This is a genomic window from Bradyrhizobium sp. AUGA SZCCT0105, from assembly GCF_018129565.1.
Classification (GTDB): domain Bacteria; phylum Pseudomonadota; class Alphaproteobacteria; order Rhizobiales; family Xanthobacteraceae; genus Bradyrhizobium.
Genome location: NZ_JAFCMK010000002.1, coordinates 255,702 through 276,062 on the forward strand (window position 1 = coordinate 255,702; position 20,361 = coordinate 276,062).

A 20,361-nucleotide genomic window follows, 5' to 3' on the forward strand; every position below is an offset into this window, starting at 1 on the left:
GCCACTACAAGGAAAAATAAACCATGACGCTTAACAAAGGGTTCACCATAAACGTTTGGGATTATTGACGTTTCGTTAAGACGGCCACGGCGCAGGGCTTCGCGCGTGCAGCAAGACGGCGCTAGCCGCTGCTGTAGGTGCCGTTCGGGTCGCTGAACAGATCAAGCCGCCCGGGCGCGCGGACCTTTGGCGTCGCCGATGTGGTCAGCGATGCGGAATTGCCCCACAGTTCCTGCACCGCCGGCGAGATCGGCTCCGAACGGTCGCCGCCCTGGTAGAGCGAGCGGAAGGCCGGCGCCGGCTGCGCCGATGCGACGGCCGAGGTCGCACCGGCTGATGAGGCCGCGCGGGCATTCGGGAAGGTCGAGAGATAGGACGCAGTGTCCATGGCCTGCGCCTGTGTCGGCGCAGCGCTTGCGATCGCATTGGGGCTCATGGTGCCGCCGCCCGCCGCTGCAAAGGCCGTGCGCGTGTCGCTTGAATTCGCAGCCGCGGCGTAGCGTGTGGTCAACACCGAATAGACCTGGCTGACGCTGCGCGCGCTGCCCGACTTGTCATAGAAGATCGACTGGTTGGCGGCCGCAGCCTTCGGAAACATCGCAGCCGCATTGGCGCTCGGACTGTCCTCGGCGCTCGAGATCAGCTTGCCGGCGCCGCCGACGCCCATGAAATGCGCCATATAGAGCTCGGCATCGGTCGGACGACGGCCGAGCGTGCCGGTGAGCTTGAAGCTGTTGGATTGCGTCAGCACCGCCGCCATCGACGACGCCGCATCGGGATCGTCGCGCAGCTTCATGACCGCGCTTCGCGCGGATGGATCGCTGACCGAATAGCTGCCGTCGGAGTTCTTGGTGATGGCGTCGGCATACTGGCCGTAGCCGAGCTGGCTTCCGGCCTCCTTGACGGTGCCGAGCCAGGTCTGGTCGATGAATTGATAAAGCCCATGCGCCGACGAGGTCGTGGCGCCCGCCCGCGGATTGAAATTGGATTCCATCTTCGCGGTCGTGAGCAAATATTCGAAGCTGGTGCCGGTGGTCGCGGCCGCCTGCTTGATCGAACCGGCGACCTTCAGGCGCGAAGCATCGACACCTGCCGAAGCCGTCGCATTGAAGAGGTCGACCGCCATCTATCGGGTGCCTTGCCGGGCGCCGGCAATCGGCACCCATGTCCGTTCAACTTGCCGCAATTATGGTTAACGGCGCGTTAAGACTTCCGGCTCAGGGCTGGGCCTCGTAGTAGTGCGCAACCTGGTCGATCTCCTCGGCGGTCATCTGGCGGGCGATGTTGCGCATCTGCTGGCTGATGTCGTTGCGGCGGGCCCCGGACGCAAAGGCCTCGAGCTGCGCCTTGATGTAGACCGCCGACTGGCCGCCGAGCCAGGGGCTTCCCGCCTTGTTGTCGATGTCGCCGTGGCAGGAGCCGCAAGGCGGGATGTTGCGCATCGGGGCCCCCGTCACCACGACCGCCGGCGCGGCACGCCCGGTATCCAGATTGTCCGAAGGCACCCGCGGCAGATAGGCGTAATAGGCCGCAACGTCCTTCATGTCCTGGTCGCTCATCGCTGCCGCGAACGGGCTCATCACCACGTTGACCCGCGCGCCGGACTTGAAGTCGTTGAGCTCCTTGTACGTCACCGCGGCAAACTGCCCGGCAAGGTTCGGTGAATGGGCGTCGCTGACGCCCTGCGGTCCGTGGCAGATCGCGCAACGCTGCGCCAGCGTCGCGCCCCGCCCGATCGAGACCTGATCGACCTTGGTCAGCATCTCCGACGTCATGACAACGTTGGAGGTCTTGAAATCCGGCTTGACGCCGGCCTCCTGCACGGCGGCACGCGGCACGCCGGCGGCGCTGCAGATCGCGTCCCAGACGCCTGCAAGCTTGAGGTTGGGTTGCGCCAGCGGCAACCAGATCAGGCCAGCGATGGCCGACAGCACGGCAATGGCGGCCGTGACGCCGACGCTGATGCCGAACCACGGATTGCGCGGGGAGAACAGCGGCTGATCACTCATCGGCCTGCTCCGACATAGACCGCAGGCACGCTGGTCTCCTTCAGCGCCATCAGCTGCACAATCGGGAAGCCATAGTTCACCACGGTGAGACCGACCATCAATGCGAGCCAGAGACCGAACGAGTTGAGCGCGACCGGAATCCGCGCCGGCATGTGCAGCGGTACCGCGAAACGGTAAGCACCCGCCTCGCCCCGCGCGCCAAATTGGCCGCGGATCAGCACAAGCAGGAACAGCAGCCCCGACAGCAGCAGGATGAACCCACCGATCACCGACATCACAACCGAGAAAGCCTGCGGCGAGATCGCCGGGTTGGCATAGTCATAATATGCCATGCGGCGCGGCATGCCGAGAATACCGACATAGTGCCACGGGAAGGTGGTCACGATCATGCCGATGAACCACAGCCAGAGCTGCGTGCGCATCATGCCGAAACTGTCCAGCGCCCGCCCGGTCAGATGCGGCCACAGATCATAGGCGATGGCAAAATACATGATCACGATGGCGCCACCGAAGATCAGGTGGAAATGGCCGGTGATCCACTGCGTGTTGTGCACGGCGGCATCGAGCTGATAGCTCATGTTGATCAGGCCGCCGGCGCCGCCGAAACCGAGCATGACCAGCGACAGCGCCGTCGCCAGCATGATCGGATTGGACCACGGCAGAGCACCGACCCAGCCGAATGCGCCGCGGCCACCGCGCAGGCGGCTCGCGATCTCCGCCGATGCGCAGATCGTGAACACCGTGAGCAGCGTCGGCAGCGCGACGAGGCCGGTGAACACCGAGTGCATGAACTTGAACCCGGCACCGACCTGCGGATCGGCAAACAGATGGTGCACGCCGATCGGCATCGCCACCACGACGAACAGGATGAACGAAATCCGCGCCATCGCGTCGCTAAAGAGCCGGCCGCCGATCGCGCGCGGGAAGATCGTGTAGTAGGCGATGTAGGTCGGGATCAGCCAGAAATAGACGATGGCGTGCAGGGTCCACGAGAAGAAAACGCGCGCCAGCCCCGCATCGATCGTGGACTTGAGCCCGAGCGCGACGGGCAGGATCTGGAACAGGATTTCCAGCGCGGCACCGACCGCGGTCCAGCCCCAGAGCAACGAGCCCGCGACATTGGCGTACATCGCAAGCGGCACCGGCTTGCCCGGATTGTCGCGCTTCCAGATCACGAAATTGGTCACCATCAACGCGACCCAGATCCATGAGCCGACCACGACCATGACGACGCCGATGTAATAGAAGGGATTGCCGACCATCGGCGGATAGAAGGTGTAGAGCACCGAGGCGAGCCCGAGCGACACCGGGATCATCGCGACAACGGCGCCGACGGCGACCAGGAAGAAGCCGGCCCAGGCCCAGCGCCGTCCAACCAGCGCCTTCTCCAGCGAGGCTTCGGTGATCGCGTAGCCGAAGCCCATTGCGATCAGCGTCGGGAATACGTAGCCCATCGCCGAGCCGTGCGCGGTGACCGAGCGATAGTAGAATTCCGGGTTGAAGTGCCAGGCGTTCAACGGGCTGCGCACGAACATCTGCCAGGCGCCGAGCACCAGCGCGACGCCGAACACGATGAAGGCGAGCCAGAAATGCGCCGCGATCAGCCGTCTGTTAGTCAACACAGGTCAGCCTCCGCTTCGCTGCGGCCATGTCGCGGAACGCGGCCTTGTCGATCACCTTGACCTTGCCCCACATGCCCTGGTGGCCGATGCCGCAGAATTCCTGGCATGGCATCACGTGATCGCCCGGCGCCTTGAAGCGTACCGGCAGGGCCGTGACGTAGCCCGGCACCAGCATCGTGTTGATGTTGGTGCCCTCGATCAGGAATCCGTGGACGACATCCGCGCTGGTGGCGCGGAAGGTGATAGGGGTCTCCGCCGGCACCACAACGCATTGCGGCGTGAAGGAATATTGCTGGCCGATGGCGCGCACGGTGACCGAGCCGTCGGCCTCCATTTCGCTGCCGAGATTGCTCTCGATGAATTCGCCGGACAGATGCAACGCCTTGGGATCGGCGGTTTCGACCCGGCCCTGCGGCATCGTCGCCTGATGAATGCCGATATAGGCCGCCACGCCGACCAGCAGGCCGACGATGACGATCGACAGCGTCGCCCAGCGCCGCTCGATCCGTGCGGCAACCGCCTCGCCGGGGCTATGGTCCGTCTCGGTCGCCATCAGGGAGCGCTCCGCGGCAGGAAGACGAGCAGATAGAACGCAAACCACAAGCCAACCACGATGGCCGTCGCAACGCCTGCGACCGCGACCGCGCCGCTCGGGCCCGCGCGAACGATGGTCTCGACGGCCTCGTCTTCCGAGACGGATGCAGGCGGTTGCGGCGAAGATGAGTTGATCATGATCGCTTTCCCCTAGAGCGCGATGGGATCAGGTTGAATCGTCATCACGCCCTGGCTCCTTGTTTGAGCATGATCTTTTCGGAAGACCGCGTCGCACTTTTCCGGATCATGCTTTAGTTCAGCGTTGCTGCACGCAATTCGTTGGCCTGCCGCGCCGACACCGGTTCGCCGCGGTTGCCCCACGCCGTTCGAATGTAGGTCACGACCGCCGCAACCTCGTCGTCCGACAGCTTCTGCGCGAATGGCGGCATGCCGTGCGGCATCGGATTGCCTGATGTGCCCGGCGGATAGCCGCCATTGAGCACCATGCGGATGGGGTTGACGGCGGAAACCATCTGGATTGACTGGTTGCCGGCGAGCGGCGGATAGTCCGGCGGCATGCCCTGCCCGGTCGCGCCATGGCAGCTCGCGCATTCACGGTCATAGATCGGCTTGCCGAAGGAGAGCAGCAGGCTGCTCTCGGCCGACGGCAGCGGCGTCGACGGCTTCTCAGGCGAACCGCGCTGCGCAAGGCTCTTCAGATAGATCGCCATCGCGTGCACGTCGTCGTCATTGAGATATTGCAGGCTGTTGTAGACGACCTCGGCCATCGGCCCGTACACGGCGCCCTTGGCGGAGACGCCCTTGCGCAGATAGTCGACGATCTCCTCGATCGTCCAGTCGCCGAGGCCCGTCTCCTTGTTCGAGGTCAAGGAGGGCGCGTACCAGTTCTGCATCGGGATCAGGCCGCCCTCGAAGGCCTGCGATTGCGAACTGCCGCCGAGCGCGTTGATCGGGGTATGGCACATGCCGCAATGGCCGAGCCCTTCGACGAGATATGCGCCCCGGTTCCACTCGGCGGACTTGCCCGGATCCGGCTTGAACTCGCCTTCCCTGAAGAACAGCGTGCGCCAGCCGAGGATCAGCGAGCGGTTGTTGAACGGGAATGTCAGGTCATGCGGCTTGTTGAGCTGCCTGACCGGCGCCACGGTGCGCAAATAGGCGTAGATCGCATCGCTGTCCTCGCGCGTCACCTGGGTGTAGGACGCGAACGGCATCGCCGGATAGACCAGCCCGCCATCGGGAAAGCGGCCATTATGCATCATCTGGTAGAACTGATCCGACGTCCACGTGCCGATCCCGGTTTGCGGGTCGGGCGTGATGTTCGAGGTGTAAAGCGTGCCGAACGGCGTCTTCATCGGAAGGCCGCCGGCGAAGGTCTTGCCTTCGCGCGCCGTGTGGCAGGCGATGCAATCGCCGGCGCGCGCAAGATACTCGCCCTTGGCGATGACGGCCGGATCGGCCGCCTTCTGCTGCGCGCGTGCGGCGACGGGCGCGAATGCCAGCATCAGTCCGACCAGCAGTCCAGTGGAGGTTCGCGACATCGGCACGATCCCTTCAGTGCGGTTCGCTGCCGCATTCCAGCGGCATCGGAAGGCTGCCTCGCGGCGCGAAGGACGGATCTGCCGGCGCCGGACGCGACGACAAATAGGCAGCCACGGCCTTCACGTCGTCCTCCGTCAGCAGGCTCGCGACGATCTGCATACAATCGGGGGCGAGCGCGGTCCGCGTGCCGTAGCGCCAGCCGCCGAGCTGGCCACTGATATAGGCCGCGCGCAAGCCGAGCAGGCCCGGAATGCCGGGCTCCATGCCGCCCAATGCCGGACCATGACAGGCAGAACAGGGCGGAATGCCGTGCTGCGGGTCGCCGTTCTTCACGATCGCTTCGCCGCGCGCCAGGATCTCCTTGCTATCGACCGGCGGGACCGGCGGCGGAAATGCCGGCCTGAGCGAAGCGAAATACTCGGCGATCTTCTTCAGATAATCGTCGGTCTGGAACTCCAGCAGATAGTTCATCGGCGGATATTTCCGCCGTCCATCCCTGAACGCGATCAGCTGGTTATAGAGGTAGCCGGCCGGCTTGCCGGCAAGGCGCGGGAAATAAACGTCGCTGGTGCCCTCGCCTTCGGCGCCGTGACAGGGCGCGCAGGCAAGAACGCGGGCGGCCATGGTGTCGGGTGCGCGCTCGGTTGTCTGCGATTGCGCCGCACCGATCGGCAACCCAGCCCAGGCAAGAAGCGCAAGCAGCGGTATCAGACGATGCGCCACAGTTCACCCCCAGCGCGACGACGATGGGGAATTATAGGCACATCGCGAGAGGGCGAGCAACGGAGCTCAATGCTTCGACGCGCCGCGGCTTGAATGCGACGCAACGAATTTGATTCAGCTCGACGCGTCGCAATTGATTCATATCCATGCGCTATTTGCGATAGACCTGCGCCGGATCGAACAGCCGCTCGGCGTCGACGAAGGCCAGGCTGACATTGCCACCCTCGCCCTTCACGGCGCGATAGAAGCAGGAGCGCCGTCCGGTGTGGCAGGCCGCGCCGATCTGCTCAACCTTGATCCACACCGCGTCCTGATCGCAATCCATCCGGATCTCGATCACGCGCTGGGTCTGGCCCGAGCTCTCGCCCTTGCGCCACAGCGCATTGCGCGAGCGGCTGAAGTACCAGCCTTCGCCGGTCGCGATGGTCTTGCGCAGGGCTTCGTCGTTCATGTGCGCGACCATCAGCACGTCGCCGGTCGCGGCATCGGTCGCGACGCAGGTCACAAGACCTGTCGCGTCGAATTTGGGCTGGAAGGCCAGCCCTTCTTCGCGGTCGTGATCGTGGGTCGATGCGGACACGGAAAACCTCGCTCGAGAAAACGCGAGGTTACCGGCTCGGTCCTCGCACCAGGGACAGGAAACGCTGCTGCTCCGCCGGATTGTCGCGGAACATGCCGGTGAAGCGGCTGGTGAAGGTCGATGCACCATGCTTGGCGACGCCGCGCACCGACATGCAGGTATGCTCCGCCTCGATCAGCACGGCAACGCCACGGGGCTTCAGCACCTCGTCGATCGCGGCCGCGACCTGCGCGGTGAGATGCTCCTGGGTCTGCAGGCGGCGGGCGAAGATGTCGGTCAGCCGCGCCAGCTTGGAGAGACCCACGACGCGCTCCACCGGCGTGTAGGCGATATGCGCCCTGCCGTAGAACGGCATCATGTGATGCTCGCACTGCGAGGTGAATTCGATATCGCGGACCAGGACGAAATCGTCGTAGCCGGCGGTCTCGCCGAAGGTGCGGTTCAGCACCTCGGCGGGGCACTGATGATAGCCCTGATAGAGCTCGTCATAGGCCTCGACGACGCGGCGCGGCGTGTCGAGCAGGCCCTCGCGGCCGGTGTTCTCGCCGATATAGGCGAGCAGCGTCTTCACGGCGTCCTCGGCCTCCGCCCGCGACGGGCGCGGCTGATCGGCACGGACGGCCGCCGCCATGAATTCTGCAGGGTCGAGCTCGCTGGCCTTCGCGTCGGCCGGCTTGTTGGGGCGAATCGGTTTGATCAAGGCGTCCATGTCTTCTCCGTTCGACCGGCCCTGGCATTTGCCCTTGGACCGGATGTGTCACCGGGCAGACGGGGCGGATCGTCGAACCGCCGGGCGCCTGAGTCCCATCTTTGTAGCACCGCCGCGGCGCAAGTGGCCCGCGGTGGAAGCATAGCCGGGCTATGTTTCGGACGATGCGGTTCATATATAGGACGGTGAGACCCAGCCGCCAAGAGCGCCCGGCGCAGCCGGAACCAGGCATCTACCCCCATGCTGAACGACATTTATAACAAGCGGATCATTGAGTTGGCCGGCAATATTCCGCGCCTCGGACGGCTGGCCGAACCGGACGCCAGTGCCACCGCTCATTCGAAATTGTGCGGTTCGACCGTCAAGGTCGACCTCAAGATGGACGGCCCCGTCGTGACGGACTTCGCCCATGACGTGAAGGCCTGCGCACTCGGCCAGGCTTCCTCTTCGATCATGGCAAGCCATGTGGTCGGGTCGACCGCGGATGAGCTGCGCGAATTGCGCGAGACCGTCCGCAAGATGCTGAAGGAGAACGGCCAGCCTCCGCAGGGCGGCAAATGGGCCGACATCGCGCTGCTCGAGCCGGTGCGCGACTACAAGGCCCGCCACGCTTCCACCCTGCTGACTTTTGATGCCGTGGTCGATGCGATCGGCCAGATCGAGGCCAAGGCAAAGCAGCCGGCGTAAGCCCGACCGCCAGCCTCAACCTTACTGCCAACCTAGACTACTGCGAAGGCTGGACCGGCGCCGGCGCTGCGGTGCCGCCGGTCGGCACCACGGCCTCGGCGGTCTTGGTCGCCTTCGCGGCCTGTGGCAGCGCCTCGCCTTCCATCGCGCTGCTCGCGAAGCGATCGGCGTTCTTCGGCTTCGCATCGGCGACCGGGATTGCGTTGTCCTGATGCGGCAGCACGTCGGCGACTGCATCCGTGGTGACGAGATTGGTCAGCCGCAATTCAGTCGCCGACAATTCGTGCAAATCTTCCCACGGCGGCACGCTGAGTGCGAGCGACAACAGCTCACCCGCACCACCCATCTCGAAGGTGTATTTGGCAAGACGGCCGATATCGCGCTCGACGATCATCAGGTCCTGCGCGGTGTAGCTGGCGGCCTTGGCGTCATCGGCGCGATCGCCCATCCAGATTTGATGCACCCGGATGTGCGCGGCCGGTGGAACATAGCGCGTCTTGCCCGACAACAGCAGGAACACGCACATCGACTCGCAATAGGCATCCGGCAGCACGCTGGCGCGGTCGCCTTGCGCGGCCGCATTGACAACGCTGGTGCCGACCGTGGTCAGAGCGCCGAGACCGCGGAAGCGGCGGCCGAGCGCGATCGCGTCGTTGACCGAGCCGCCGCTGGAGTCGAGCACGATGGTAGCGCCGCCAAGCTGGCGGCTGCGCGCGAACTCGTCGAATTCCTTGGGGCTATCGGCCGTGATGATGCCGACCGCCGACACCCAGCCGCGGCAATTCGGCTGGCAGGCGATCCAGCTGAACTTCATCGGCAGCTTGCGTTCTTCGAGGGTCGAGCTGGTCTGCGTGGAGTTACCCGCCCATGCGGCGGTGCCGGAAACCGCGAAGCAAAGGGCAACGGCGCCGGTGAGCACCCAACTGCGCAATGAAAGCGAGTTCGCGAGCCTCAATTTGGTTCCTTCCCCCAAGCCCTTGGTGATGCGAGCGGTGGCAATGGCCCCATGGCAATGCGCCACGAATCTGTCATCGGCGCGTAATGGGAACGGTAGCGTTGCTGCCTTGGACCGTCCATAGAGCCCTTGCTGCAGCGCGACCGGTGCTGTGCAATAGTGGCCAACTGTGGCGTAAATATCTGCAATTGAACAGTTCCTTAGCTTGGAACCCCCGCAAGATTACGTACATACTTGCGTATGTCACCGACCGATCATTCAACGACACACCATCCGCGATGCATGGACTGTGCCACCACCATGCGCCGCATGCCGCGCAACCTTGGCCGCGCCTTGATCTGGATCTACCGGCACACGCTGTCGCCGCTGGTCGGCTACAACTGCCGGCATCTGCCGACCTGCTCGGTCTATGGCGATGAAGCGATCGAGCGCTTCGGACTCTGGGCCGGCGGGTGGATGACGCTGGCAAGATTGCTGCGCTGCCAGCCCTGGGGAACCTCCGGCATCGATAATGTCCCGCAGACGAGGCCGCCGGGGGCACACTGGTATCTGCCCTGGCGCTACGGCCGCTGGCGCGGCGTCAACGACGCTTGATCTGTTGCGGCGCTCCCAAACGCCACGCGCATAGCTGTTCCGGCGGAACTGTGGCGATATTTGGCGCATTGTTTCATCGTCCCCTTGGGGAGGAAACAACAATGCGCTGGAAACTCAGCCACAATGGGCACGATCCCCGGCAGATCGATTTGCTGGCCGTGCTTGCCCTGCTCCTCGTGATCGTTGCCGCCTACGGCTACTTCACCCACAATCCGAACAAGCCGAGCACGACGGCATTCATCGTGCCCAGCCAGAGCGTGAAGTGGTGACGCGCAGAGCGAGCAGCCACAGCGCCGAGCCCCGGACCAGGCGCTGACCTCACCCCATGTGGTGTTGACCACCGAGCGATCTGCGCCGCGCGGCATTGTCTGCATCCCGCATGCACCATAGGCTTCAACCATTGGGACAGATATTTTTCTCGGGGGTGGGCATTGCAGGAAGGCTTGTACAAGCTCGAATTTCATACCGTTCACGGCACCGGCACCGGTGTGCTCTACGCGACGGGCGGCAAGCTGCGCGGCGGCAACTCGGCCTTTGCCTTCGTCGGCAACTACACCGACCGCGGTGACGGCATTCATGTCAAGGTCTCGACCCAGCGGCACAATCCCGATCCCGCCTTCCGGCCGCTGTTCGGGACCGACATAATCACGTTGATGCTGAAGGGCACCGCGAACGGCGACATGGTCGACTTCGAGGGCGAGGCCCTGCAACTGCCGGGCGTGAGCTTCAAGGCGTTCCTGACCCGGATCGCCGATTAACTCACTCAGCGGCGGCAGCGCGCGCGGCCGGCCGCGGCCGCGTCATGACCACGACCGCAAGGGCCGCCGCGACGAAGGCCGTGGCCACATAGCCAGCGCTGTAGAGCCATTCGCGCGCGAACAGCAATCCGCCGACCGCTGAGCCGATGGCCTGGCCGATATACAGCACCGAGGTGTTGAGCGAGACCGACGCCGACGCGAGCGTCGGCGCCGCACCGACCAGACGAACCTGCTGCATCGAATTGGTCGACGCAAAGCCGAGGCCCCACACCGCAACCGAGGCGGCCATCAATGCGTAGGCACCGGCGCTCAGCGCCCAGCCGGCAACGCCTACGAGCAGCAGCACCGTGAACAGCACCGACGTCTTCCAGGCCCCCCAGGAATCCACGATGCGAGTCGCGATCGCAATGCCGACGAACCCGAAGATGCCGTAGAGCGCGAACACGATGCCGACGGCGTCCGCGTTGGCGCCGGTCAATTTGCCGAGCAGCGGCCCCATGAAGGTGAACACCACGAACTGGCCGGACATCTGCAACGTCGTGATCGAGAGCAGCAGGATGACGGTCGGATTGCGGCCGAGATCGGCCCAGGTCCTCAGGTCGACCGGCGCGCCATGCAACCCGCCGGGCAACCGCCACCACAGCAGCAGGCAGCTCACGAGCCCGGTCAGCGCGATCGCGCCATAGGTCACGCGAAAACCGTAACGGCTTGCGATGAAGGTGATCAACGGCAGCCCGATTGCAGCGGCGAGCGACCAGCCGAGGAAGATATAGGCGATCGTGCTGCCGCGCTTCTCCACCGGCACGATCAGCGCCGCGGTGCCTGCCGCCTGTGGCGTGTAGAGGACACCGACCGCGAGCATGACCAGGCGGATGATCAAGAGACTGTCGTAATCCGGCGCGAAGGCCGATGCCGCGTTGGTCAGCGTCAGCACCAGGAGCGTCGCCGTCAGCAGCGCCCGCCGTTCGAACCGGCTGGTCAGCCACGCCGTCACCGGCGAGCCCACGCACAGCACGATCGCGCCGAAGGTGATCAGGAGACCGGCGGCGTGGATCGTGACGCCGAGCCCGTTGGACAGCTCCGACAGCATGCCGGCCGGCGCCAGCACCGAGCAGCCGGTGACGATATTGCCGAGCATCAATGCGGTGGGAGCGAAGCGTTTCACGCCGCGTTGATAGCAGACCCCGAAATCAATGCAACTGCATCTAAATGCATAGCACGTGATCGATGGCACGTGATCGAATGGCGCCGGTTGCGCTCATGGCGACGGCGATGCGGCCGGCACCGCGTTGACGCTCGGCGACACAGCGGCTGGCAACGGGCTCGCAGGCTTCGGGCCGGCGCTCGTTGCCGGGCACGACGCCAATAGCTGCGTCCAGCCCTGCTCCAGCCCGGTCGTGTCGAGATCGAATGTCGCGAAGTCAGGCTTGAGATCGGACTTGATATCGGACTTGGGATCGGCCTTGCCGTCCGACAACGGCGTGCTTTCGCCGATCTGCAGATGCGGGACCGCCAGCATCGTCTTGACGATGTCCGACCCCACCGGGTCGCTCCAGACCTCGTATTTGCCGAACCGCGCCGGCAACCTGCCGAATGCGATCGCCTTGGTGGCGCCGGCCATCATCACCACCGTGCCTTTGCCGACGGCGCCCTCGTCGAACTCGCGCACGAACATCAGCCGCCCGCGATCCCTGTTCTCGCAGAACAGCCGCCACTCCATCATGCGGAACGAGCTGCCGTCGCCTTTTCTCTGCTGCGCGATCTTGCGGACATAGGGCCGGGTTTCCTTCTCCACCGCCCACAGCGTCTCCGGCAACGGCCGCGTATCGATTCCAAATCGATAGAGCTCCGGCCGCGTCAGCACGTGCAGGCTTTCGAACTTCACCGTCCGGATCAGCTCGCTGAGCTCATGGCTGATTCCCATCGCCGCGAGGAACAGGTTGCGATCGCGATCGGCACTCACCATCTCGCGCCGCCTGAAGTCGGCGACAACCTGCGGCGGCGGATTGCCGTGGACCACGAACATCAGCCTGGAGTTATGCACCGCGAGCACCGAGTCGGGCGCCACTTCACGATCGGTCGCGCCCAGGAACAGATAGGCACAGGCCGAAACGCACATCGCGTTGCGCGTGGTGAGTTCGGCCTCGACCTCGCCTTTCACAGCCTTGATCTTCTCGCAGGCGGCGTCGATCTGCGTGCCCGTGGAACAGGCCGGCACGCTGGTGCGGCCGACCCGGGCAATCGCCTTGCGTGCACGCAGAAACCGCGCGATCGCATAGGACTGCTCGACGTTTCCGCCCGGCGAATGGAGGTAGATCGGAAGCTGCGGGTCCTTGACGGCAAGCAGGAAGCTGCGAATCCGCGCCGCGGCATTCCGATCGATCTCGCCTTCGATCGCGATCCAGCGATCGCAACCGGCGCCGCAGGCATTCGCCGGGCCCTTGGCGAGATAGATGGTCAGCCTTTTCGCAAAGCCGGCCTTCTCGACCGGTGCTTCTTCCGCCCGCAAGACGCAGGGGACCAGAAGCAACGCCACGAAAAGCAGGAGACGGGAAAACATGAACCTTGCGGATCGCACGATGGCGGGAAAGTGGACATTCGACGTTAGACGATGATCGGCAGCGTCGCAACGCTTGGTGCCGTCAGGTGCAGGCGAGCTTCTCTCGAATCGGTGCGGCCGGAGGCCCATTTTCTTGATATTGCCGGATTGCAGGCGTCAAATCCCCTGCTATACCGCTGCTTTCCGCTTACCTGCGCTCGTTCGCAGGAGTGAGCTACAGGAGACATCGATGGCAGACACGCCCAAATCCGGTTCCGGATTCCAGTACAGCCTCTCCAACCTCAAGCCCGCAGAACCCGTGAACAAGATCGCCCTCACCTTCCCTGATGGAGCGAGGCGCGATTTCCCGAAAGGGACCACCGGCCTCGACATCGCCAAAGGCATTTCGCCCTCGCTCGCCAAGCGCACCGTCGCGATGGCGCTCGACGGCACGCTCGCCGATCTCAACGATCCGATCGAAGCCGACGCCAAGATTGAGTTGATCAGCCGTGAAGACCCCCGCGCGCTGGAACTGATCCGGCACGATGCCGCGCACGTGCTCGCCGAAGCCGTGCAGTCGCTGTGGCCGGGCACCCAGGTCACGATCGGCCCGGTGATCGAGAACGGCTTCTATTACGACTTCTTCGGCAACGAGCCGTTCACCCCGGAAGATTTTGCCGCCATCGAGAAGCGGATGCGCGAGATCGTCGCGCGCGACAAGCCGTTCACCAAGGAAGTCTGGGATCGCGAGAAGACCAAGCAGGTGTTCCGCGACAAAGGCGAGGCCTTCAAGGTCGAGCTGGTCGACGCGATTCCCGGCAACGAGCCGATCAAGATCTATTTCCAGGGCGACTGGTTCGATCTCTGCCGCGGCCCGCATATGACGTCGACCGGCAAGATCGGCAACGCCTTCAAGCTGATGAAGGTGGCCGGCGCCTATTGGCGCGGCGATTCCAACAATCCGATGCTGACCCGCATCTACGGCACCGCATTCGCCAGGCAGGAGGACCTCGACGCTTACCTCAAGCAGATCGAGGAAGCGGAGAAGCGCGATCACCGCAAGCTCGGCCGCGAGCTCGACCTGTTCCACTTCCAGGAGGAAGGCCCCGGCGTGGTGTTCTGGCACCCGAAGGGCTGGACCATCTTCCAGCAGCTGATCGCCTATATGCGACGCCGGCTGCTCGGCGACTACAGCGAGGTCAACGCGCCGCAGATCCTCGACAAGGTGCTCTGGGAGACCTCGGGCCATTGGGACTGGTACCGCGAGAACATGTTCGCGGCGCAGTCCGCCGGCGACGAGGCCGAGGACAAGCGCTGGTTCGCGCTGAAGCCGATGAACTGCCCCGGCCATGTGCAGATCTTCAAGCACGGACTGAAGAGCTACCGCGACCTGCCGCTGCGGCTCGCCGAGTTCGGCGTCGTGCATCGCTACGAGCCGTCGGGCGCGATGCATGGCCTGATGCGGGTGCGCGGCTTCACCCAGGACGACGCCCATGTGTTCTGCACCGAACAGCAGCTCGCCGACGAGTGTCTCAAGATCAACGAGCTGATCCTGTCCACCTACGCCGATTTCGGCTTCGACGGCGAGCTCACGGTCAAGCTCTCGACGCGGCCCGAAAAGCGGGTCGGCACCGACGAGATGTGGGATCACGCCGAGCGCGTGATGGCGACCGTGCTGTCGGAGATCAAGGCCAACGGCAGCAACCGGATCCGGACCGAGATCAACCCGGGCGAAGGTGCGTTCTACGGGCCGAAGTTCGAATACGTTCTGCGCGACGCCATCGGCCGCGACTGGCAATGCGGCACGACCCAGGTCGACTTCAACCTGCCGGAGCGGTTCGGCGCGTTCTACATCGATCACGACGGCTCGAAGAAGGCGCCGGTGATGGTGCACCGTGCGATCTGCGGCTCGATGGAGCGCTTCATCGGCATCCTGATCGAGCACTATGCCGGCAACTTCCCGCTCTGGCTGGCGCCAACCCAGCTCGTGGTCACGACCATCACCTCCGAGGGCGACGAGTACGCCAAGGTGGTGGCGGCCGCGGCGCGCCGCGCCGGCCTCCGCGTCGAGATCGACCTGCGCAACGAGAAGATCAACTACAAGGTCCGCGAGCACTCGCTGGCCAAGATCCCGGCCCTGCTCGTCGTCGGCAAGAAGGAAGCCGAGACGCATTCGGTCTCGGTCCGCCGCCTCGGCAGCGAGCGCCAGACCGTGATGCCGACCGATGAGGCGATCGCAGCGCTAGTGGATGAAGCGACACCACCGGACGTGAAACGGGCGCGATCGGTCGCCTGATCTTCACAATCGGTCTAAACTGGCTTTCGTCGGCTTGGTCGTGCCCCCATCTTGGGGGCACGACTCCACTTGAAGGACATTTCCGTGCCCGATGCCATTGAACTCCTGAAGACACGCCGCTCGATGAAACCGCGCGAGATGACCGGCCCGGGCCCGTCCGCGGCCGAGCTCGAGACTATCCTGACCATCGGTGCGCGCGTGCCCGACCACGGCAAGCTGGCGCCCTGGCGCTTCATCGTGTTCGAGGGTGAGGCCCGCGCCCGCGCCGGCGACGTGATCGCAAAGGTGTTTGCCCGCAAGAACCCCGGCGCGCCCACGACCGACATCGAGGTTGAGAAGAAGCGCCTGACCGATGCGCCGCTGGTGATCGGCGTGGTCTCCTTCACCAAGCCGCACCCGAAGGTGCCACCGTGGGAGCAGGAATTGTCGGCCGGCGCGAGCGCCATGAACATCGTCACCGCGGCGACCGCGCTCGGCTACGGCGCCTGCTGGCTGACCGGCTGGTTCGCCTTCGACCGCGACGTGCTCGACGGTCTCGGCCTGAAACCGGACGAGAAGCTCGCCGGGCTCATTCACATCGGGACGCCGACCAAGCCGAGCGAGGACCGCCCGCGCCCGGCGCTGTCGGATATCGTGACGCGGTTCTGAAACCGTAAACCTGTCATTGCCGGGCTCGACCCGGCAATCGATCCACCGAAAGACTCTTCTGAAGCTATGTAGCCCGCATGAGCGCAGCGATATGCGGGACCCTCGCCCCGGGTGTCGCTTCGCTCACCCGGGCTACGAGTTCCGTCGTCATTGCTGGGCATGACGAGTTGAACGCGCCTAAGCCGCCTTCGACGCGCGCTCCGCAAAGCCGCGCAGCAGGGCCGCAATCTCGTGCCCGGGCCTTGCGGCGCTGAACAGGAACCCCTGGACCTCGTTGCAGCCTTCGGCGCGCAGCCAGTCGAGCTGGTCTGTTGTCTCGACCCCTTCCGCGGTCGTGGTGATCTTGAGGCTGCGGCCGAGGCCCGAGATCGCGCGCACGATCGCCAGGCAATCGGAGCGCCGCGCGAGGTCCTTCACGAAGGAGCGGTCGATCTTGATCTTGTCGAACGGGAAGCTGCGCAAATAGCTCAGACTGGAATAGCCGGTGCCGAAATCGTCCATCGAGATGCTGACGCCGAGCTCGCGCAGCTGATGCAGGATGGCGAGATTGGCCTCGGTCTCCGCCAAAAACACCGACTCCGTGATCTCGAGCTCGAGCCGCCGCGCCGACAGGCCGGAATGCGCCAGCGCCGAAATCACCGCCTGGACCAGATTGCGGCTGCGGAACTGCACCGGCGACAGATTGACCGCGACCTTCACGTCGGCGGGCCACTTCATCGCCTCGGTGCAGGCTTCGCGCAGCACCCATTCGCCGAGCGCGACGATCAGGCCGATGTCTTCCGCAACCGGGATGAACTCCGCGGGCGAGATCATGCCCTTCTGCGGGTGCTGCCACCGCAGCAGTGACTCGAAGCCACTGATGCGGTCGGCGGCGATGTCGACCAGCGGCTGGTAGTGCAGCTCGAATTCGCCGTTGCTGAAGGCGGCGCGCAGATCGCGCTCCATGTCGCGGCGCTTCTGCGCCTGCTGATCCATCTCCGGCTCGAAGAAATGATGCACGCCGCCGCCGTCGGACTTGGCGCGATACAACGCCATGTCGGCATTGCGCATCAGGTCCTCCGACGTCGTGCCGTCGCCCGGCGACAGCGCGATCCCGACGCTGGCGCCGACCACGACCTCGAGCCCGTCGATCTTGTAGGGCGCGCTCAGGGCATCGATCAGCCGCTCGGCGAAAGCGCTCGCTTCGTTGGGCGAGACATCCGCGGCAAGCACGATCGCGAACTCGTCGCCACCGAGACGGGCCGCCACGTTGTCGTCGCGGACCACCTCGCGCAGCCGCTCCGCCACCAGCTTGAGCAGCCGGTCGCCCATCGGATGCCCGAAGGAATCGTTGACGTTCTTGAACAGATCGAGATCGATGCACATCACAGCGACGCGCCGATTGCCGGAGCGGCCGCGCTCCAGCGCCTCGCGCAGGCGCTCCTGGTAAAAATCGCGGTTCGGCAAGTTTGTCAGACCGTCATGGTGCGCCATGTGCGCGATCCGCGCTTCGGCGGCACGGCGTTCGGTGATGTCGACCACCGCGACCAGATAGCCGTCGCGGCCCTCGAACGCCACCCTGCGTCCAAAGGTCAGCACATGGATCTCGGTGCCATCAGCCTTGATGTGCCGCCAGTCGCGGCTCGACTGATAGACGTTGCCGACCTCGCGCAAGGCGGCGCTGTGCATGGCCCACTCATCCTCCGGCCAGATCTGGCGCAGCGTCATGCCGAGAAATCTCTCCCGACTGTACCCATAGTGCTGAACGGCGGCGTCATTGACGCTGAGGAACTCCATCGTGCCGGCGTCGAATACCCACATCGGCATCGGGTTGTTCTCGAACAGCAGACGGAACGACTGCTCGCGCTGCTTCAGCGCGGTGACGTCGGAGACGGTCAGCGACAGCATGTCGCCGAACGCCGTGACGCCGAGCCGCAGGCAGCGATCGCCGCTGTCGATCTCGAACTGGCCGCCGGGACCGTTGCCGACGAATCCGCTGCCGACGAATCCGCGCAGGCGGTTCATCACCGCCGGCGCCGCCAGCGGATTGCCGCCGGCGCTGAGCCGGCGCCACAGCAATTCGTTCGCGGGCTGCATCAGGAGCCTTGCGGCGCCCTGGTTGAGATGCACGATCTGGAAGTCGGCCGCCTCGCCCCGCGCGTCGCGGATCGCGGCGAGCGACAGCACGCCCTCATCGGTGGCCGAGAAGATCGTATCGAGAAGATTGTACTGCGCATTGCGCTCGTTGACATAGACGCCGACCAGGATGCCGCCCCAGCGCGACCGCGTCGGCAGCGCCAGCACGTCGAAGGTCCGTACCAGACCGTCGCGCACGCAATGCGCCGCCGCGAGATAGGGCCGGCAGTTCTCGCGCGCATTCGCGGTGGCTTCGGTCAATGCCGTCGCGCAGTCCGGCGGCAGCGCGCTGAGCGGAATGTCCCAGCGCTCGTCGTTCAGCCAGGTCTGGACGTAGCGGCCGGTGTGCGAGACGCTGAGCACGCCATCGACGTTCCGCAGCAGCACGATGTGATCGGCGAGCCGGCCGAGACTGCCGAGCATCACGTCTTCATAGTGCGGCAGCTTTTCACCGGGACGGACTGCCGCCTGCCACTTGCGTTGCAGGACCGGAACGTCGGCGAACATCTCGGAACTGAACTTGGCCGATGTCTTTGAATTCTTGTTGGCCATGATCATGGCACGCCCCGTTCACGCAAACGCCGGAGCATGATCCGGAAAGTGCGAAACAGCTTTCCGATGGGATCATGCTCAAGCAAAAAGCCAAGGCGCGATGACGACACAATTTGAACTCAGCGCGCTTTAGTCCCCGTGGCATCCAAGTCATGCCGCGGCTTAACGCCATGTAAAAATAGCGAGCCCGTGCGTCGCCGCCAGCGATTATGACAGCTCAAACTGGCGCGATGGTTAGTTCACGTTAGAGACTATGACAGCTGCATGAATGCAGCGCGGTCGGACGTCAGCGCGCCACGACCTCGACTTCGCCATCGACGCCGTTGACGACGTTGAAGGGACGCTCGAACACCTTGCCCTCGTTCTTGGCGATCGCACGATACTCGCCTTCGGAGAGCACGACGCGCGGGAACGCGCCGATCGATTCCTTGATCACGTCGCCGCCCGGCGTGATCACCGACCATGCGGTGTTGGCGAGCGCCTCGCCGCCCTTCTCGCTGACCAGTTTGAGGGTGATCACGGCCGCGCGATGCGTGACCGTGACATCAGTCAGCTTGCCCGCTCCGACGCGAATGTCGGAGCGCACCACCGAGTTGGCGTCACCATAGTTGGAGACGATGTAGTAAGTGCCCTCCGGCAGCAGCGCGACGTCGCCGGCGGACACGTTGGGCACCAGCGGGCCACGGTCCGAGCCGTCGAACTGGCTGCCCTTGTAGATCGCGAATGAAATCTGGTTGGCCGGGATCTTGCTGGAGCCGACCCGGCCTTCGATCCGCAGGCCCCCGGCCGGCAGCACGAAGGACTCGCGGTCGGTCTCCGACTTCAGGCTGACGGCGCGGACCGCGCTGACGAGACCGAGCGCGACATGGACCACATAGTTGCCGGGCGGCAGCACGACGTTGGGCGTCGCCCCGCGCTCCTCGCGGATCAGCTTGTAGGTGCCGTTGTCATCCGGCTTGTCGGCGAACACCCGCCACACCAGCCCGGCATTGATCACCGGCAGGTCCTTGCCGTATCGCGCCGTCAGCGACAGCACCGCCTGCCCGGCGGTCGGCGAGCCGGCCGGCGGCGTCACCGGAGGCACGGTCGCGATCGACGGCTGGACGATGGTCGGCTGGGTCAGCGGACCGGGCAGAACGGGCCCCGAACCGGGTCCGGACGGCGGCGCCAAATTGAGCGCCGGGCCGGACGGTACATCCGGAACCGAGGCAGGCGGGATTGGCGGCGGCCGGTCGCTGAAGAACTGCGCCGACACCGAAGTCGGGACCAGGGCCAGCAAAAATGCCGCAAGCGTCAATAGCGGAAGGAGCCGCATGCCCCGCCCGCATCCGCCGATGCCGTTGCCCCTTGAAGTCATCACCATGCTTTTCAACGAAAACGCGGCAAATTCAAGCCTTCGTCCAATGCTTTGTCACAGTCCCGGGGCCGCCGTCCCCGGTTTGGAACCGCTCGATCAAGCCGATGTTAGTCCTATTGT

At 64.8% G+C, this 20,361-nt stretch carries 20 protein-coding genes; 6 read left to right on the plus strand and 14 right to left on the minus strand.

What is annotated here, in order from left to right:
- Nucleotides 1–121: 121 nt before the first annotated feature.
- The 9 genes from JQ573_RS10220 to folE all read right to left on the minus strand — a co-directional run bounded on the left by JQ573_RS10220 (nt 122) and on the right by folE (nt 7,740).
- A complete protein-coding gene (locus JQ573_RS10220; protein WP_212309824.1) occupies nt 122–1,126 on the minus strand; it encodes a transglycosylase SLT domain-containing protein in 1,005 nt (334 codons plus the stop codon).
- Between the two features lie 91 nt (nt 1,127–1,217).
- Nucleotides 1,218–2,009 carry a c-type cytochrome gene (locus JQ573_RS10225; protein WP_212309825.1) on the minus strand — a complete coding sequence of 264 codons (792 nt, stop codon included), beginning with the start codon at nt 2,007–2,009 and terminating at the stop codon, nt 1,218–1,220.
- The gene (locus JQ573_RS10230; protein ID WP_212309826.1) at nt 2,006–3,631 is read right to left on the minus strand and encodes a b(o/a)3-type cytochrome-c oxidase subunit 1; all 1,626 of its coding nucleotides are present in this window, start codon (nt 3,629–3,631) and stop codon (nt 2,006–2,008) included. Before JQ573_RS10230 ends, JQ573_RS10225 begins: the two co-directional genes overlap by 4 nt.
- Nucleotides 3,621–4,184 carry a cytochrome C oxidase subunit II gene (locus JQ573_RS10235; RefSeq protein WP_212309827.1) on the minus strand — a complete coding sequence of 188 codons (564 nt, stop codon included), beginning with the start codon at nt 4,182–4,184 and terminating at the stop codon, nt 3,621–3,623. Before JQ573_RS10235 ends, JQ573_RS10230 begins: the two co-directional genes overlap by 11 nt.
- Nucleotides 4,184–4,363 carry a hypothetical protein gene (locus JQ573_RS10240; protein WP_212309828.1) on the minus strand — a complete coding sequence of 60 codons (180 nt, stop codon included), beginning with the start codon at nt 4,361–4,363 and terminating at the stop codon, nt 4,184–4,186. Before JQ573_RS10240 ends, JQ573_RS10235 begins: the two co-directional genes overlap by 1 nt.
- A gap of 113 nt (nt 4,364–4,476) precedes the next feature.
- Nucleotides 4,477–5,727 carry a c-type cytochrome gene (locus JQ573_RS10245; RefSeq protein WP_409334665.1) on the minus strand — a complete coding sequence of 417 codons (1,251 nt, stop codon included), beginning with the start codon at nt 5,725–5,727 and terminating at the stop codon, nt 4,477–4,479.
- A gap of 13 nt (nt 5,728–5,740) precedes the next feature.
- On the minus strand, nt 5,741–6,352 hold the full coding sequence (locus tag JQ573_RS10250) for a c-type cytochrome (protein WP_212310730.1): 612 nt from the start codon (nt 6,350–6,352) through the stop codon (nt 5,741–5,743).
- Between the two features lie 250 nt (nt 6,353–6,602).
- Nucleotides 6,603–7,031, minus strand: a complete 429-nt coding sequence (hisI, locus tag JQ573_RS10255) for a phosphoribosyl-AMP cyclohydrolase (RefSeq protein ID WP_212309829.1) — start codon at nt 7,029–7,031, stop codon at nt 6,603–6,605.
- Nucleotides 7,032–7,059: 28 nt separating this feature from the next.
- Complete coding sequence (folE, locus tag JQ573_RS10260; RefSeq protein WP_212309830.1) at nt 7,060–7,740, minus strand: GTP cyclohydrolase I FolE; 681 nt, start codon at nt 7,738–7,740, stop codon at nt 7,060–7,062.
- 240 nt (nt 7,741–7,980) lie between these two features.
- Between folE and JQ573_RS10265 the strand changes: the two genes are divergently transcribed.
- Nucleotides 7,981–8,427: an iron-sulfur cluster assembly scaffold protein gene (locus tag JQ573_RS10265; protein WP_029080129.1), complete on the plus strand. Its 447-nt coding sequence runs from the start codon at nt 7,981–7,983 to the stop codon at nt 8,425–8,427.
- 37 nt (nt 8,428–8,464) lie between these two features.
- On the opposite strand, the gene JQ573_RS10270 is transcribed toward JQ573_RS10265, so the two are convergent.
- Nucleotides 8,465–9,382, minus strand: coding sequence for a hypothetical protein (locus JQ573_RS10270; protein ID WP_212309831.1), 918 nt, complete (start codon nt 9,380–9,382; stop codon nt 8,465–8,467).
- A 282-nt stretch (nt 9,383–9,664) separates the two neighbouring features.
- On the opposite strand from JQ573_RS10270, the gene yidD reads away from it, so the two are divergent.
- From yidD to JQ573_RS10285, 3 genes are all read left to right on the plus strand, one after another.
- A complete protein-coding gene (gene yidD, locus JQ573_RS10275; protein ID WP_207830661.1) occupies nt 9,665–9,976 on the plus strand; it encodes a membrane protein insertion efficiency factor YidD in 312 nt (103 codons plus the stop codon).
- 101 nt (nt 9,977–10,077) lie between these two features.
- Complete coding sequence (locus tag JQ573_RS10280; RefSeq protein ID WP_212309832.1) at nt 10,078–10,245, plus strand: hypothetical protein; 168 nt, start codon at nt 10,078–10,080, stop codon at nt 10,243–10,245.
- Nucleotides 10,246–10,407: 162 nt separating this feature from the next.
- Complete coding sequence (locus tag JQ573_RS10285; RefSeq protein WP_212309833.1) at nt 10,408–10,734, plus strand: GrlR family regulatory protein; 327 nt, start codon at nt 10,408–10,410, stop codon at nt 10,732–10,734.
- 1 nt (nt 10,735) lies between these two features.
- On the opposite strand, the gene JQ573_RS10290 is transcribed toward JQ573_RS10285, so the two are convergent.
- Together JQ573_RS10290 and JQ573_RS10295 are read right to left on the minus strand one after the other, a co-directional pair.
- Nucleotides 10,736–11,872, minus strand: a complete 1,137-nt coding sequence (locus tag JQ573_RS10290; RefSeq protein ID WP_212310731.1) for an MFS transporter — start codon at nt 11,870–11,872, stop codon at nt 10,736–10,738.
- Nucleotides 11,873–11,992: 120 nt separating this feature from the next.
- A complete protein-coding gene (locus tag JQ573_RS10295) occupies nt 11,993–13,294 on the minus strand; it encodes an ATP-dependent Clp protease proteolytic subunit (protein WP_212309834.1) in 1,302 nt (433 codons plus the stop codon).
- A gap of 229 nt (nt 13,295–13,523) precedes the next feature.
- Here JQ573_RS10295 and thrS point away from each other — a divergent pair, with 229 nt between their 5' ends.
- Both thrS and JQ573_RS10305 read left to right on the plus strand, forming a co-directional pair.
- The gene (gene thrS / locus JQ573_RS10300; protein WP_212309835.1) at nt 13,524–15,569 is read left to right on the plus strand and encodes a threonine--tRNA ligase; all 2,046 of its coding nucleotides are present in this window, start codon (nt 13,524–13,526) and stop codon (nt 15,567–15,569) included.
- A gap of 84 nt (nt 15,570–15,653) precedes the next feature.
- Nucleotides 15,654–16,217: a nitroreductase gene (locus JQ573_RS10305; RefSeq protein ID WP_212309836.1), complete on the plus strand. Its 564-nt coding sequence runs from the start codon at nt 15,654–15,656 to the stop codon at nt 16,215–16,217.
- 177 nt (nt 16,218–16,394) lie between these two features.
- On the opposite strand, the gene JQ573_RS10310 is transcribed toward JQ573_RS10305, so the two are convergent.
- Entirely contained in the window at nt 16,395–18,890 is a 2,496-nt protein-coding gene (locus tag JQ573_RS10310) for a bifunctional diguanylate cyclase/phosphodiesterase (RefSeq protein WP_212309837.1), read from the minus strand.
- Nucleotides 18,891–19,170: 280 nt separating this feature from the next.
- The gene (locus tag JQ573_RS10315) at nt 19,171–20,241 is read right to left on the minus strand and encodes a hypothetical protein (protein WP_212309838.1); all 1,071 of its coding nucleotides are present in this window, start codon (nt 20,239–20,241) and stop codon (nt 19,171–19,173) included.
- Between the last annotated feature and the right edge of the window lie 120 nt (nt 20,242–20,361).

What these genes read in the sequence shown, in the direction of transcription:
- JQ573_RS10220 (WP_212309824.1), bottom strand. Translation starts at nt 1,126, where the DNA reads ATGGCGGTCGACCTCTTCAATGCGACGGCTTCGGCAGGTGTCGATGCT.
- JQ573_RS10225 (WP_212309825.1), bottom strand. Translation starts at nt 2,009, where the DNA reads ATGAGTGATCAGCCGCTGTTCTCCCCGCGCAATCCGTGGTTCGGCATC.
- JQ573_RS10235 (WP_212309827.1), bottom strand. Translation starts at nt 4,184, where the DNA reads ATGGCGACCGAGACGGACCATAGCCCCGGCGAGGCGGTTGCCGCACGG.
- JQ573_RS10240 (WP_212309828.1), bottom strand. Translation starts at nt 4,363, where the DNA reads ATGATCAACTCATCTTCGCCGCAACCGCCTGCATCCGTCTCGGAAGAC.
- JQ573_RS10245 (WP_409334665.1), bottom strand. Translation starts at nt 5,727, where the DNA reads ATGTCGCGAACCTCCACTGGACTGCTGGTCGGACTGATGCTGGCATTC.
- JQ573_RS10250 (WP_212310730.1), bottom strand. Translation starts at nt 6,352, where the DNA reads ATGGCCGCCCGCGTTCTTGCCTGCGCGCCCTGTCACGGCGCCGAAGGC.
- folE (WP_212309830.1), bottom strand. Translation starts at nt 7,740, where the DNA reads ATGGACGCCTTGATCAAACCGATTCGCCCCAACAAGCCGGCCGACGCG.
- JQ573_RS10265 (WP_029080129.1), top strand. Translation starts at nt 7,981, where the DNA reads ATGCTGAACGACATTTATAACAAGCGGATCATTGAGTTGGCCGGCAAT.
- yidD (WP_207830661.1), top strand. Translation starts at nt 9,665, where the DNA reads ATGGACTGTGCCACCACCATGCGCCGCATGCCGCGCAACCTTGGCCGC.
- JQ573_RS10280 (WP_212309832.1), top strand. Translation starts at nt 10,078, where the DNA reads ATGCGCTGGAAACTCAGCCACAATGGGCACGATCCCCGGCAGATCGAT.
- JQ573_RS10290 (WP_212310731.1), bottom strand. Translation starts at nt 11,872, where the DNA reads ATGCTCGGCAATATCGTCACCGGCTGCTCGGTGCTGGCGCCGGCCGGC.
- JQ573_RS10295 (WP_212309834.1), bottom strand. Translation starts at nt 13,294, where the DNA reads ATGTTTTCCCGTCTCCTGCTTTTCGTGGCGTTGCTTCTGGTCCCCTGC.
- thrS (WP_212309835.1), top strand. Translation starts at nt 13,524, where the DNA reads ATGGCAGACACGCCCAAATCCGGTTCCGGATTCCAGTACAGCCTCTCC.
- JQ573_RS10310 (WP_212309837.1), bottom strand. Translation starts at nt 18,890, where the DNA reads ATGATCATGGCCAACAAGAATTCAAAGACATCGGCCAAGTTCAGTTCC.
- JQ573_RS10315 (WP_212309838.1), bottom strand. Translation starts at nt 20,241, where the DNA reads ATGACTTCAAGGGGCAACGGCATCGGCGGATGCGGGCGGGGCATGCGG.